Below are 14048 nucleotides of genomic sequence, written 5' to 3' on the forward strand. Positions count from 1 at the left end.
ACCAACCAATTTAGACAACCCCACTGCGCTTATAAGTCAAAAAATCTCTTAATCCGCAAGTCACCGTCAGAATGAAAACCCCCGTTTCACCTGGCATCACGAGAAAATATTTGCTAGATAGCCTCCATCTAGCAAAGACGCTGGTTCTGATGACCGCGCCGCATTTCCAACTGCCCCCCGAACACGACGAAATTAGCTAAGATTTTGAGCCATAGGGTAAAAAACCCACTCCCGAACACCACAACTAACTTGCCACTGCTGTCAGACTCACGAAAATTGGCTCTATTGCTAGCGGAGGCAAAATGAGTTAGGGTAGCCTTAGTAGGGCTACCATTGGCTGCTCGGGAATCTTTACGATGAAGAAGGAAGTCAATAATGGAAAACATTTCCGAAATACTCGCCGCAGCCGGGCTGCATAACGAGGCCGTCGCCCGCTATGTAGAGCACTGGTCGGGAATCACCCAACCCGATAAAATTGAGGTGATTTCAGCGAAAGACGATGATCGCCTGATAGCGGAAGGGCTCGCTAGTGGAGAGATTGCCCCAGCCGGTGATGGACTGTACTACTCCCGTTCCTACTACAAAGACACCGCCCGCAGCGAAGAGCGCACCGTGGTAGCCACCCACAGACCCAGTGACAAGGGGGTTTACAACAACTGGCGTGACGCTGACCAGGTAATCGCCACTCAGGTAGAGCACATGCGCGGTGCTTCCAAGGGCAAGACCATGTATGTCATTCCCTATTTGATGGCTCCGCCAAAATCCCCGCTGGAAAAATGGGCTCGCGGGGTCGAGTTGACCGACAACTTGACCGTCGTATTGCACATGATTCGTATGGCGCGGGTAGGCGTGGAATACCTGAACAACCTGTCCAATCCCGACGAATTCGTCAAAGCCGTACATGTTACTGGCGATTTGGAAAATCTTGGTCAAGGCACTCCGGAGGACAAGCGCCTATTCGCCACCGTGGCTGACGACCGCACGATTTTGCACTTCGGTTCGTCTTACGGCGGCAACGCCCTGCTGGGCAAGATTGCCCACGGCCTGCGCCAAGCCGCCTATGACGGCTGGGATTCCAAGGAATTCCTCTCCGAGCAGTTCATGCTGATTGGGATTAAAGACAAACAGGAAAACCGCACCTACTACGTGTGCGGCGGCTTCCCCTCGGCTTCTGGCAAAACCAACCTGGCGATGATGCTGGCTCCCGATGCTCTGGGTGACCGCTACGAAGTGTACTTCTACGGTGACGATATTGTCTGGCTGCGCGTGGGTGAAGACGGCCGTATCTACGGCATGAACCCCGAATACGGTGCTTTCGGGGTAGCCAAGGACACCAACTGGAAGTCCAATCCCACCGCCATGGAAGCCATCAAACCGGGCACCAAGACCCTGTTCACCAATGTGGCCTACAATCCCGACACCCAGGAACTGTGGTGGGAAGGCAAAACCCCGGAGCACCCCGAGGATGTCGCCGGATGGATTGATTGGAAGGGCAACAAGATAGCGGATCGCCCGGTCGAACACCAACGTTCCAAGGCCAAAGGCGACGAATGGGCGCATCCGAACTCACGTTTCACCGCTTCGCTCAAGAATGTTCCGAATGTCGCCCCGGATTACGAAGACCCCAAGGGGGTGCCGATTGACGCGATTATTTTCGGTGGCCGTGTGAAAGACCGCGAACCCCTGATTCGCGCTATTACTGATTTGGCCGAAGGTGTCTATGATGGTTTGACTCTGGGCGCGCAAGCCACTTTCGCAGCCGAAGGCAAAGAGGGCATTCTGCGCTACGACCCGATGTCGATGCGCCCCTTCATGTCTTACCCCGAAGGCGAATACGCCCGCCACTGGCTGCGGATTATTGGTCAGGCCAAGCACCAGCCAATTTTCGCTCACGTCAACTGGTTCCAAAAGGATCCAAAGGATGGCCATTTCCGCTGGCCGGGCTACCGCGATAACTTGCGCGCCCTGCTGTGGCTGTTGGATTTAAAGGAAGGCCGGGCTCAGGGTAAGCAAACCCCGGTGGGGACTATCCCACTGAAAGAAGAGCTGAACCTGGATGGTTTCGAAGGCGACCCGGCTGACTTGGATGCCGTGTTGAGCATTGACACCGAACTGTGGAAGCGCGAAATGGGCTACCGCGAGGAGCACCTCAAGCAGTTCGAAGGCCTGCCGGAAGAAATCTGGGAGGCTCACCGCCGGGTAGCGGCCGCCCTAGGATAACCGGGGTAAACCGGGATAACCGGATAAATATCGCTCTTTTCGTAGGAAAATTGCATTGAAACGCTGGGGGTGCTGGTTTCGGCCAGCGCCCCCAGTCTATTTCGGGTTATCCAGTGTATTTCGGGCTAAAGCGGCCTAACGCGTTTTACGGCGTGGGCTGCGGGTTCATGAGGTGCTATCGGGCTCGCGACCAGTGCCGAGGCCAGACGCTGCACCATTTCGAGGTACAAATGCCTAGGAGTGGCGGCGTTCAACCGCAACAAAGTGGGATAGGCATCCCCCAGGATCGTCCCGCCGTTCACCGCTACCCCGGCCTGTTCTTCGGCGACGGCCACCGGGTTATCGCTGTAAGCCGCACAGTCCCAGGCTTGCAGATAGGTGCCCTGCAAGGCCGGTGCCTGCAGTTTCGGGGCAAGTTGACACGCCAAATCGCGTCCTTGGGAAAGGTTTACGCTCAAATACTCTCGCACTTCCTCCAGCCACTCGCGGCCTTCCCGGTAGGCCACGGTGGTGGCCAACACCCCCAGCGGAGTGGCACCGTGACTCATCCTGGTAGCAACTTCTTGCCAGGCCTGGCGCAGATTAGCATCGGATATCACCAGTTGGGCGCAGTGCAAACCCGCTAGATTCCAGCCTTTCGAGGCTGCATGAGCCGTTACCGTCACCGCCGCGACTTCCGGGCTCAAAGACGCGAAGGGAATGTGGCGAAACCCCGGCATAGTCAAGGGCGCGTGAATCTCGTCGGCAAAAACCTGAACCCCGGTCTCCAAGGCCAGTTGGGATACCTGTTGCAGCTCCGCTTCCGACAGAACCCTGCCCGTAGGATTCCAAGGATTGCACAGAATCAAGAGTTTTGCTTGGGGTCGGGCAAGCGCCTCATGCAAAGCCACCATGTCCAAAGACCACTGCCCATCAATGAAGCGCGAGGGTACCTGGACGCATTCGCGCCCGAGCTGCCCGGGAATGGTCAAAAACGGCATATAAGCCGGGGTGGGCACCACGATTTGTTCCCCTGGACTGGTAGCCAAAGTAATATGTTCACGCAAAATAGACAGCACATCCACCACGGGGGTAATCGCCTCGGGCTCGACCTCCCAGCCGTAGCGCTCCCCCAGCAGCCGCGCGGTTTCGGTGCGTAAATTCTGGGGCAGCTGCGGGGGCATGTATCCCAACAAGCCGCTGGTGATGGCGGTGGTGAGCGCCTCGAGCACGGGCGGGGCGGTGACGAAATCCATTTCCGCCACCCAGCATCCCATCAGGGCTTCGCCGGTTTTCGGATTGGTTTTCCCGGTCCACTTCAGGGAACCGACTTCGCGCAATTGCGCGGCGCTAACCTTGCTGAAATCTAACATAATTCCACTATATTTCGTTGCGGACGCATAGGGGAAATTCTCAGGAATTCTCGATGACATGACTGCGAGGCATTGTGACTGGTTGATATGCAATCTCGCTATGCTCAACGCGCAACGCAGTATCTCGAGGTCGAGAAACCTGAATTTTTGCCTTATACGTCCAGGATGGTTTTAGCGCGCCCCGGGGATTCGCGCGGCGTAGTTCGCGGCGAGAATCCCGTTGGTGCGTTTCGGGTCGCGTGGCGGCTTCGGGGCGGGCGGTGGTAGCGTCGCGGGAAGCGAGGCGGCGCTGGCGGTTACGCTGCCCGTTGGGGTTGCGCATTCATGAGGTGCCAACCGGGAATCCCCCCGCAGTGTTCCTCCGGTGTCTTTCCCTGGCACTCCAACCATCCCAGCGCCACAACCTGTGCCACCATGTTTGTGATGTGTCAGCTTCGGGATAGTGGAAGTCGCCAAGCGCATCAGCCGCCCCACCGCCCGGGGATGACGCGCCTGGGCTATTGCAAACCATTTATAGATAATCATTGTTTAACCTTCTTGCTTGAAACTAAAACTGCCAGTTTCCCCGGAATTTAGACTGCGACAGGGGGTTTGGCAGAGCCCTGAATCGCGACTGGCACCTCAGGAACCCGCGCCTCTAAAGCCGTGAAGATTTCGGTGACTTCGCCGCGTGCCGCCTCGGCTTGGGCGGGAATCATGGTCAACCTGGTGCGTCGCTCTAGGATATCTTCCACGCTCAAAGCACCTTCGTGGGTGATGGCGTATTCGATTTCGGCTCGTACCAACGCTAAACCCGCGATTCGATCCAAGGGGCGTTCAAGAACGGCTGATTTCACCACGTTAACGGCTTCGTTCCCGAAGCGGCGCCACAGGAATTTTGGCACCGCGATGCGCCGCCCCAGGGTTCGGCCGGATTCATGAGGTGCTATCCGCCAATCCGTCGTTTCCCGGGATGGCGCCTCGTGAAGACCAAGAATACCAAGCAAAATAGCACCCACGCGGCTCTTTCCGCTCCCCGGCATGTGGGCGTGTCCGGCGCTCCCCGCGCCGAACACGCCCAAACCCGGGCTATCGCCGGTGCTTGCGCCCCGGCGATAGCCCGGTGCCCCCACCAACGGGAAATTCCTGGTTCGGCACGGTCCGGCCGGTAAACCCCGGAGATTAACCACCGCGTCCACGGCTTGTTCGGCCATCAAACGGTATTCGGTGAACTTGCCGCCCACAATCGACACCAAGCCGTTATCAGCCAAAACTGTGGCGTGGCGTCGGGATAAATCAGCGGTGCTCGCAGTGCCATCCATCGCCAGCAGGGGACGCAAACCAGTGAAGACTCCGCGAATATCCGCGCGGGTCACCGGACGGGACAGGGCGCGGTTGATGTTTTCCAACAGGAAATCGATGTCTGCTTCGGGGGTAGAGGGCACTTCCGGAATCGGGCCAGGCTGGTCTTCGTCAGTCAATCCCAGGTAGCAGCGTCCTTTATCGGCGGGTAGCACGAAGAGGTATCGCGACACCGAGCCGGGCAGGGGAATTGTCAAAGCCCCCTTGGGGTGGCCGAAAACTGCCGCGTCGAACACCAGGTGGGTGCCGCGCGAGGGGCGAATCTTGATGCTGTCGTCCAGGCTGGCCGCCCACACTCCGGTGGCGTTTATCACGGCTTTCGCATGCAAATACAGTTTTTCCTCAGTCAGGGTATCCGTCAGCCACGCCCCGTTCCCGGTGGCCTCGGTGGCTTCGCAATATGTAAGGATGCGGGCGCCTTCCCCAACGGCGGTGCGCGCCACCGCCAGAGTCAATCGGGCATCGTCAATCATCTGTCCGTCATAGTTCACCCACGCGCCTTTCAGGCCGTCGCGCCGCGCGGTGGGAACCAGGCGGCGGGTTTCGTCTGGCCGCGCAAAACGTGTGTGTGGCAGGGTGCGGCGACTGGTGCCGGCCGCTATTGCCAGTAAATCTCCCGCGCGGTATCCGGCGCGGGTTGCCAGGATTTGTAAAGGATTAACATAGTTATTCAGCGGGGTGACTTGCGCGAGGGGGCGCACCAGATGCGGGGCGGTGCGTTCCATAATAATCCGACGTTCCCGAGCCGAGTTAAAAGCAATGCCGACCTGCAGTTTCGCTAGGTAGCGCAGCCCGCCGTGCACCAGTTTCGACGACCAGCGCGAGGTACCGAAAGCTAAATCACGTCGCTCTACCAGCGCCACGCTCAGCCCGCGCGTCGCCGCGTCCAGGGCGATGCCGGCACCGGTGATACCCCCGCCAATCACCAGCAGGTCAACATGGGGATTTTGGTTCAGTTCCCACCATTCGGTTTGGCGGCGCGTGGCGTTCAAAGCGGTGGGGTCGAACGCGGACGTATACGCGGACGTATACGCGGAGGCATACGCGGACGCGCAGGCAGCGGGAACCGGAGCCGCTGCAGTATCCGCCTCAAAATCGGTATCTAGCATCATTGCAGGTATCCTTTCAACATTTTGCGCAGTTCTTCTTTCCAGCTGGCATCGTCAAAGTACTCTGACACGGTGTTAGCCATAAAGGCCACTGACTGTACCAGCATCAAAATAAACAGAGCCTGTTGTTTCGGGTTTTCCGAGGACAGACCGGGCAGCGCCCGCAGCATCCGTTCCAGAACATCGATAATCGCTAGCTGGCTGCGTCCCAATCGATGGAACTGGTAGGTGACCAGCAGTTCTGGTTCTTCACTCAGGATGGCGCGCATCAGCTCATTGCGTCGCACCCGATTGGTGACATCCACAATGATTTCAATGAATTCTTTGGTTGACGTGGGGTTAGCTACGTCTCCCAGCATTCCCACCATTTCTTGAGTCAGGGTTTCGGAGATAATCTCTTCCAGGGTGAAAAATTTGCGGTACACGGTGGGGCGGCTCACTCCGGCGCGGCGGGCGACGTCGGTGATGGTGGTGCGCATCCCGTTGCGTATCAGGCAGACTCGGGCGGCCGCGATGATTTTGGCGGCGCTGGGGTCGGGTTCGCTGGTATCTAGTGAGGTTTCGCTTTGGTTCATGAGGTGCCTCCCGGGGATTTCTGGCGTAGCTTCAAAACAGCTTGCCGGGGTTCATAATTCCCACCGGGTCGAGCGTGTCTTTAGCGGCCTGTAGCAGTTTGATTCCTAGCGGCCCGATTTCGGATTCCAGGTAGGGGCGGTGGTCGGTGCCAACTCCGTGGTGGTGGCTGATGGTGCCGCCGTGGGTTACTATGGCGCGGCAGGTGGCGGCTTTCGCTTTCCACCACTGTTCATGAGGTGCCGCCGATTGTCCCGAGATTATCGTGAAATATAGCGAGGCTCCTTCCGGGTAAATATGTGAAACGTGACACATGACGATGCTCGGAGAAGTGGGCAGGTTTACCCCTAAAGCCTCGACCACGGCAGCGCGCAATTTCAGGATGTTGCTCCAGTCCGTGGCGGTTTCCAGGGTTTCACAAATAACGTGGTTGTCCAACAGTGCATCACGCAACATAGGAGCCCCGAAGCGGCCTTGTTCCCATTGGCGGGCGGGTTCTTCGCCCAGGCTTTTCGCGCCGTGTGCCAGCAGCACCGCCCGAGTTTCAGCGTGTCTGGATTTGGCGTGTTCCGGGCTGCCCTCAAACATGGTGATGCAGGTGCACCCGGAATCACCTTTGTTGGTTTCCCCGATTTTGTCGGTGGAGGACAGGTTGATAGAGGACTCGATGTCATCCGACAGGCGGATTACGGTCGGCCCGGTGCCTTGTTGCGCTACGGCACGGACGGCCGCGACCCCAGCCTTGAAATCCCGGAAGCTAAAGGCTTCGTAGCGTTTTACCTCCGGGATGGGATGTATCCGCACCCGCACCCGGGTGATTACCCCCAGGGTACCCTCGGATCCCAAGAACAGCTGGCGCAAATCCGGTCCGGTGGCCGAAGCCGGAGCGGGACCGCCGATTTCCATGATTCCTTGCGGGGTGACAACGGTAAGCGCTCGAACCATCGAGTCGAAACGCCCATATCCGCTCGAGCTTTGACCCGACGAACGGGCAGCGGCGTAGCCGCCAATCGTGGCGTAGGGGAAGGATTGAGGGTAATGCCCCAGTTGTAGCCCATGTTCCCCCAGCAGCAGCTCGGCTGCCGGCCCGGTCAGCCCCGCCCCCAAGGTGGCCAGTGCGGAAACCATGTCCACATCTTCTAACTGGGTGAAACGGTTCACGTCCAGGCTGATAACCGCCGCGAATTCCCCGCGTACCGGATTTACCCCGCCCACCACCGAGGAGCCGCCCCCGAAGGTAACCACGGCGATGCGTTCACGCGAACAGTACTGTAGAACTTCCAGCACTTCCGCCTCGGTTCCGGGGGCAATCACCGCATCGGGAGCGGCGATTACCTTGTCGGTGCGCCAGTCGAGCAGGTCGGGATAGGATTTGCCGTGCGAGCGACGCAGGCGCTGTTCGTGGTCTTGCGACACGTAGTCCGCGCCGACAATATTTTCCAGGGCGTGCAGCTGCCCGTCGGTTAGGCGTGGTTCACTGAGTTTGATTTGCGCGGCGGGAATCCGTGAGGCTGCATCCGTGGGTTTCGCCCCCAACAGCAGCCCCAATAATTTTTTGACCGAGTTCGACAGGGGTTTGCCTTCTTCGGCAGTCCCCCACAGATTGTGTTCCATCGGTGGCAGTGTAATTTTACTCACCCTTCTATTGTTACACATTTACAGCTTTCGTAACAATGTTTCAGGCTGGATTAATTAAATACTTAGAAGTCTCCGTTACAGAAAATCAGGCGAGCCGGTCTTTTCTGCCGCTAAACCACTTCGAGAACACCGCAATCCCGGTAGAATGCTGGAAAACAGGCAAGCACCTCATGAACATGAACGAAAAAGCACCCACAGACCAAGCCGAATACCGCCACGGCACCACCACCTTGCGACGCGTCGCATTTATCACAAATCCGACGGCCGGCAAGGGACGCGGGCGCAAAACCGCCCGGTTGGCGCGCGAACACTTGCGGGCGCGGGGACTGGAACTGGCGGAATTCCCAGCACACACCCCCGCCGCCGTGATTGAAGCCGCCCGAGCGGCCAGTACCGACCCCGCGATTGACGCGATTGTATCTTGCGGCGGGGATGGGATGCTCTCCTTAGTGTTGCAAGCCCAGGTGGGCTCGGGCAAACCGCTGGGAGTGATACCGTCGGGAACTGGCAATGACCACGCCAGGCACTACGGGATTCCCCTTGACCCACGCGGAGCGGCCGAGGTAATCGCGGCCGGACATTGGCAGGAAACCGACCTGGGGCTCGCAACTTTCAACACTCCCCCCGCCCTAAACAACACATTCCTCGGCTCGCCAGCGGCGGGTCAGGGTCAGCGGCCCGCGAACAACCACGGCTCCAAGCCGGATGATAACCCCGCCCAGACCCAACAACGCTGGTTTTCTACGATTGCCTGCGTCGGTTTTGACCAGTTAGTCAACGAAAAAACCACCGAGATCTCTTGGCCAAAGGGGTCGCTGCGCTATATGCTCGCCCTGCTGATTATTATATCTCAGTTTCGTCCTTATCCGGTGCGGGTTTCGATTGATGACCGCGAATTGCCCTATCGGGAACTATCGCTGATTGCCGTGGCGAATACCTCCAGTTACGGCGGGGGAACCCGCATTGCCCCACAGGCCAGCACCCGTGACGGACGTTTCGCGGTAACCGCCCTGCCGGCTATGGCACGCCGCCGCGCGATACGCCTATTAGCGGGGTTGAAATTCGGGGACATCACCGGGGATTCACGCTTTATTTTCGATACGGGACAACGCGTGGTTGTGCAAATGGGCGACCTTACCCCGATCGCGGATGGAGAACCGCTTGGCTCGGGTCAGGTCACGCTAGAGGTTCGCCCCCGCGCCGGGTTGTTTCTGGTGGCGCCCCCGGGTTCATGAGGTGCCAGTCGCATTTCGACGCCGCCACCACATCCACCCCCATCAAATCGACAGTATCCGCAGTTCAAGGTAGCTTTGCCTGAAATCCACGCCGGAATGAATTACCGGGACAAGCGGCTTTGGTAAACCTAGTCGCCACCCTCGGGCTGGCACCTAGTGATACCCTAGTAAAAACAAAGTAAACCCCGGAATGGTACCCCCCGCAGCCAACCAAACCGGCCATCCCTACCTTGGAGAAAGAATTATGCCAATCCTGGATTATGACAGCCCCCAAATCGCAGCCTTCGACGACTTCGTGCGACATTCCCCCTATGCGCGCTGCCCCCAGGATCGGCAGTGGAGTCAAGTAAAACAGAACTGGGATTCACATTTTGTGTATCTGGAATCCGAGGGGCACATTACCGCTGCCATGTCGGTATTGTCCTTGAAAGTAGCCAACGGCAAACGCCTGTTTTATGCCAACCGCGGCCCGGTTTGTGATTTCTATGACACCGACTTGGTTACGAGGCTGATTGCAGAGGCCACGCCCTTAATACGTGAACGTGACGGCTTTTTATTGCGTCTCGACCCAGAAGTGCGTTGGGATGGGGAATTAGTGTCGCGCTACCGGGATTTGGGCTATGTGTTTCGCAGCCGGGAAACCGACTTGGGGGATTTCATCCAGCCGCGTTTCAACATGATTTTGCCGCTATCCCCAAACACCACCCCTGCGGAACTAATGGCTGAATTTAACCAAAAAACCCGCTATAACATCAGGCTTTCCCAACGTAAAGGTTGCACCACCCAATATTACAGTTGGCAAAGCCATCGCGAAGCAGAAGTTTTAGCTGCCATTGATAAATTCTATGAACTCACCGAGATTATGGCGCAGCGTAACTCGATTACCTATCGAAATAAGGCTTATTTCGTGGGTCTGATTCGCGCCTTCCCTCAATCCCGGATTTACTTGACTTTCCACGAAGGCGAGGCGCTTTCGGCGGCTATCGCAGTGCCCTATAACCAAAAACTTTTCTATATGTATGGCGCCAGTTCCAACGAAAAGCGCAACCTCATGCCCAATTACAACATGCAATGGGAGATGATTCAGTGGGGACTGGAACTGGGAATGGCGGAATATGACTTTGGTGGAGTATTCCGTTTTGTGCCCGAGGACGGCTTGTTCCGGTTCAAAAACGGGTTTTGTCACACTTGTGGCCCCACTGAGTTCATAGGGGAACTCGATGTGGTTTTCGATGAATCGGCCTATGAACAGTTCAAAAGTACCCAACACAAGACGCACCACTAGCATAACGCGGGAAAATGACCCGCACCTCCGGAACCCTCCGGAACCCTCCGGAACCCCACCAGCGCCGAGGCACCGCCCCACCGGCTAGCAGCTACACCGCAACCGGCGGGCGTACCTAATTGTGAACCACCACGGGGGTTCCCAAGTCGGCAAAGTCATAAATCGCCTTCGCGGTGTCCTCTGCCATGTTTACGCAACCGTGGGATCCCCCGGGGGCTCCCGGTCCGAAAGTGGACCGCCAGTTACTGGCCGAGTGCGTGGCATAGTCCCCGTGGAAGTACAGAATCCAGTGAATATTGGGGAGCTCATAGCGGGTGCCATCAGGATTGAAGCCGCGCATGGTTTGGGTGGAGCGCTTGATATATACCTTGAATTGCCCCGTAATCGTGGGGGTGCCGGGGTTTCCTGGCACCATCGGATAGGGACCGGACACTTTCTCGGTGCCGACATAGCCGGTAACGGTACGCACCTCGGGAGAGGTATTAATATCAATCCACTTTTCCCCCGCACTGGCCACAAAAGGCAGAGTTTCCGCCCCCGGAGCCGCCACTTTATCTTCCCATTTGGCCGGAACGGTTTTTAGCTCCATGTTCTGAACGAAGTCTTTTTTAGCGGCAAAGCTCTCGGCTGCGCCGGTTTTTAGCTGCGTTAGATTGCTGACTTCTTTACCGTCTTTTTTCTCGGAGCGGACGGTGATAATTTTCCCGGCCGCGTTTAACATCCGAATTCCGTTAGTCCCCGGAGTATTTTCCGCCTCGCCTTGTTTCTCTACCCATTTGCCGATAGCTTCCCGGTCAATGTCGACGTGTTCAGGCAGCTTGTCCACACCAGAAGGAATCTTGACGAATCCGATTTTTTCCGAAGTTTTGGCTTGATAGAGTTCCTCTTGACCTTGCAATTCCAATTTCACTGTCAAGTAGCCATTGGCCTCGTCAACCAGGGGCTGCAGTTCCGCTTCCCGGTGGAAGGGCTGAACCACCTCGTTTTTCACCTGGACTGTTTTCGGATCGTTTTGGTTCAAGGCCTGCATCATCTGGTCTTTGAGCCAATAGGGATTAATCCCGAATCCGGGTTGCCCCGCAGTCACCTCAAATTTTTCGGATTTAGCGTCAGCCTTGATGGCTGGTTCTATCGGGGCGCGGCTTTGTCCCTGAATGGGAGTCAAGGCTACCGCTTTGGCATAGAGAGTGGCGTAGTCCACCTGGAGTTTCAAAGGCACTTTTTTCTCTTGGAACATCGCGGTAATGAAAGTTGCTAACTGACGGTTTGGTTTCAGCACTTCACGAGTTGTTTGCTTACTATCAACCGTAATTCCCAGTTCCGACGCGCTCACAGCGGGAACGGCGGCTCCTTGGAGTTCCAGTTTCGTATCACGCACCTTCGCATCAAAAAACTTAGCTAATTGCGGCTCGTTCATTCCCGCCACCGATTTTCCGGCGACGCGTATCCCCGGTAAGGCCAACTCGCGGTTTTGATGGTGATACACCCCAAAAGCAGTTCCCACACTGCCCAGCATCACCGCCAGTATCCCCAAGGTGACCCACAGCTTCACGTGACGTTTCCGAGGCGGTTTCCCCGGCGGAGGTGGCGGCAAGGAGGGTCGTTTAATCCCTGAGGGGAGCGGGGAATCCAGAGGCTCTGGCGGTCTTGAGGATCCCAGCCCTTGTTCAAGTTTGGCCATTCTTATTCCCATTCAATCGTTGCCGGTGGCTTGGAGGTGCAATCCAGGACAACTCGATTAATCTGAGGCACCTGATTAGTAATCTGGTTCGATATTTTAGCCACTAAACCCCATTCTAGTCGTGACCAGTCAGCAGTCATAGCGTCCTCGGAGGAAACCGGGCGTAACACAATCGGATGTCCATAAGTTCGCCCATCCCCCTGCACTCCTACGGAACGCACGTCCGCCAGCAGCACCACGGGGCATTGCCAAATCTGGTCATCCAGTCCTGCGGCCGTCAGCTCGTGACGCACTATCCAGTCGGCCTCGCGCAGCACATCGAGGCGTTCCTTGGTGACTTCGCCAATAATGCGAATCCCGAGTCCTGGTCCAGGGAAGGGTTGGCGTTTCACGATTACTTCCGGCACGCCCAGTTCCCGCCCCAGGGCTCGCACCTCGTCTTTGAATAACTGACGCAGGGGTTCGATTAGCTCAAATTTGAGGTCTTCGGGGAGGCCGCCCACATTGTGGTGCGACTTGATGTTCGCAGTGCCGGATCCCCCACCGGATTCCACTACATCAGGATAGAGGGTACCTTGAACCAGAAACTTTACTTCTTTGCCCGCCGCGCCTGCCTCGGCGATAACCGCCCGTTGGGCAGCTTCAAAGGAACGAATGAATTCACGGCCGATAATCTTGCGCTTTTGTTCCGGTTCAGTCACGCCTTTCAGCGCGGTCAAGAAGCGCGCGGATTCATCCACGTACTTGACGCGAATTCCCATCCCTGCTGCGTAATCGTGTTCGACTTGTTCTTTTTCCCCCTTACGCAGCAGGCCATGGTCGACAAATATGCAGGTCAGCTGGTCACCAACGGCTCGGTGAACCAGGGCGGCAGCCACCGAGGAATCCACCCCGCCGCTGAGCCCACAGATAACTTGGGCATCGCCGACTTGTTCGCGAATCAAGGCGACTTGGGTGTCAATGATTGATTTCGCGGTCCACACCGGTTCCAAACCAGCGCCGACGTACAAGAATTGCTCTAAGAGGCGCTGACCTTGAGTGGTATGTCGGACTTCAGGGTGGAACTGCACTCCATACAGGTGACGTTCAGGGTTTTCGAAGGCAGCTATCTGGGTTTCTTTGGTGCTGGCTGTAACTTGGAATCCGCTGGGAGCCGCCGTGACCGCATCGCCGTGACTCATCCATACAGCCTGTTCAGCTGGGATTTGTGCAAAGAGCGTTCCCGGGCAGGAAACTGACAAATCGGTGTGCCCATACTCGGAAGTACCCGTGGCGGTAACCACTCCACCAAGGGCTTGCGCCATCACCTGGAAGCCGTAACAAATGCCCAAGACCGGCACATTTGCGTCAAAAATAGCCGTGTCAAAGCGCGGCGCATCGGGGGCATACACCGAAGAAGGCCCACCTGAAAGAATGATGGCAGCCGGATGTTTGGCTAAAATCTGGTCAGCTGGCATCGAATACGGCACTATTTCCGAGTAAATCCGGGCTTCTCTCACCCTTCGAGCGATTAACTGGGCGTATTGTGCCCCAAAGTCGACAACAAGGACAGGACCAGCGGGTTTACCGCGCGACACGTTTTCTTCCATACCCCAATTCTAAGCCATATCCAGA

General features: G+C 57.1%; 10 protein-coding genes. 3 read left to right on the forward strand and 7 right to left on the reverse strand.

Features of this window, described 5'->3' with window-relative positions; all coding sequences use genetic code 11:
• The first annotated feature begins 375 nt into the window (after positions 1-375).
• Positions 376-2220 (forward strand): phosphoenolpyruvate carboxykinase (GTP), encoded by a 1845-nt coding sequence (locus HMPREF0577_RS06515; RefSeq protein ID WP_004012984.1) that lies wholly within the window; start codon positions 376-378, stop codon positions 2218-2220.
• 125 nt (positions 2221-2345) lie between these two features.
• On the opposite strand, the gene HMPREF0577_RS06520 is transcribed toward HMPREF0577_RS06515, so the two are convergent.
• From HMPREF0577_RS06520 to HMPREF0577_RS06540, 5 genes are all read right to left on the reverse strand, one after another.
• Positions 2346-3572 carry a MalY/PatB family protein gene (locus tag HMPREF0577_RS06520; RefSeq protein ID WP_004012985.1) on the reverse strand — a complete coding sequence of 409 codons (1227 nt, stop codon included), beginning with the start codon at positions 3570-3572 and terminating at the stop codon, positions 2346-2348.
• Positions 3573-3743: 171 nt separating this feature from the next.
• On the reverse strand, positions 3744-4097 hold the full coding sequence (locus HMPREF0577_RS06525) for a hypothetical protein (protein ID WP_004012986.1): 354 nt from the start codon (positions 4095-4097) through the stop codon (positions 3744-3746).
• A gap of 47 nt (positions 4098-4144) precedes the next feature.
• Positions 4145-6025, reverse strand: coding sequence for a glycerol-3-phosphate dehydrogenase/oxidase (locus HMPREF0577_RS06530; protein ID WP_004012987.1), 1881 nt, complete (start codon positions 6023-6025; stop codon positions 4145-4147).
• A complete protein-coding gene (locus tag HMPREF0577_RS06535; RefSeq protein ID WP_004012988.1) occupies positions 6022-6597 on the reverse strand; it encodes a TetR/AcrR family transcriptional regulator in 576 nt (191 codons plus the stop codon). The genes HMPREF0577_RS06530 and HMPREF0577_RS06535 overlap by 4 nt, the downstream gene beginning before the upstream one ends.
• 31 nt (positions 6598-6628) lie before the next feature.
• Entirely contained in the window at positions 6629-8233 is a 1605-nt protein-coding gene (locus HMPREF0577_RS06540; RefSeq protein ID WP_248613729.1) for an FAD-binding oxidoreductase, read from the reverse strand.
• A 170-nt stretch (positions 8234-8403) separates the two neighbouring features.
• On the opposite strand from HMPREF0577_RS06540, the gene HMPREF0577_RS06545 reads away from it, so the two are divergent.
• Entirely contained in the window at positions 8404-9468 is a 1065-nt protein-coding gene (locus tag HMPREF0577_RS06545; RefSeq protein WP_248613732.1) for a diacylglycerol/lipid kinase family protein, read from the forward strand.
• A gap of 244 nt (positions 9469-9712) precedes the next feature.
• Positions 9713-10753, forward strand: a complete 1041-nt coding sequence (locus HMPREF0577_RS06550; protein ID WP_004014781.1) for a lipid II:glycine glycyltransferase FemX — start codon at positions 9713-9715, stop codon at positions 10751-10753.
• Between the two features lie 115 nt (positions 10754-10868).
• Here HMPREF0577_RS06550 and HMPREF0577_RS06555 read toward each other — a convergent pair whose 3' ends face one another.
• Both HMPREF0577_RS06555 and guaA read right to left on the reverse strand, forming a co-directional pair.
• Positions 10869-12434 (reverse strand): L,D-transpeptidase family protein, encoded by a 1566-nt coding sequence (locus HMPREF0577_RS06555; protein ID WP_248613734.1) that lies wholly within the window; start codon positions 12432-12434, stop codon positions 10869-10871.
• 2 nt (positions 12435-12436) lie between these two features.
• A complete protein-coding gene (gene guaA, locus HMPREF0577_RS06560; protein WP_004012993.1) occupies positions 12437-14023 on the reverse strand; it encodes a glutamine-hydrolyzing GMP synthase in 1587 nt (528 codons plus the stop codon).
• Positions 14024-14048 lie beyond the last annotated feature (25 nt).

Origin of the sequence: Mobiluncus mulieris ATCC 35243 (assembly GCF_000160615.1) — a bacterium.
Classification (GTDB): Bacteria; Actinomycetota; Actinomycetes; order Actinomycetales; family Actinomycetaceae; genus Mobiluncus; species Mobiluncus mulieris.

What these genes read in the sequence shown, in the direction of transcription:
- HMPREF0577_RS06515 (WP_004012984.1), top strand. Translation starts at nt 376, where the DNA reads ATGGAAAACATTTCCGAAATACTCGCCGCAGCCGGGCTGCATAACGAG.
- HMPREF0577_RS06520 (WP_004012985.1), bottom strand. Translation starts at nt 3,572, where the DNA reads ATGTTAGATTTCAGCAAGGTTAGCGCCGCGCAATTGCGCGAAGTCGGT.
- HMPREF0577_RS06525 (WP_004012986.1), bottom strand. Translation starts at nt 4,097, where the DNA reads ATGATTATCTATAAATGGTTTGCAATAGCCCAGGCGCGTCATCCCCGG.
- HMPREF0577_RS06530 (WP_004012987.1), bottom strand. Translation starts at nt 6,025, where the DNA reads ATGATGCTAGATACCGATTTTGAGGCGGATACTGCAGCGGCTCCGGTT.
- HMPREF0577_RS06535 (WP_004012988.1), bottom strand. Translation starts at nt 6,597, where the DNA reads ATGAACCAAAGCGAAACCTCACTAGATACCAGCGAACCCGACCCCAGC.
- HMPREF0577_RS06545 (WP_248613732.1), top strand. Translation starts at nt 8,404, where the DNA reads ATGAACATGAACGAAAAAGCACCCACAGACCAAGCCGAATACCGCCAC.
- HMPREF0577_RS06550 (WP_004014781.1), top strand. Translation starts at nt 9,713, where the DNA reads ATGCCAATCCTGGATTATGACAGCCCCCAAATCGCAGCCTTCGACGAC.
- HMPREF0577_RS06555 (WP_248613734.1), bottom strand. Translation starts at nt 12,434, where the DNA reads ATGGCCAAACTTGAACAAGGGCTGGGATCCTCAAGACCGCCAGAGCCT.
- guaA (WP_004012993.1), bottom strand. Translation starts at nt 14,023, where the DNA reads ATGGAAGAAAACGTGTCGCGCGGTAAACCCGCTGGTCCTGTCCTTGTT.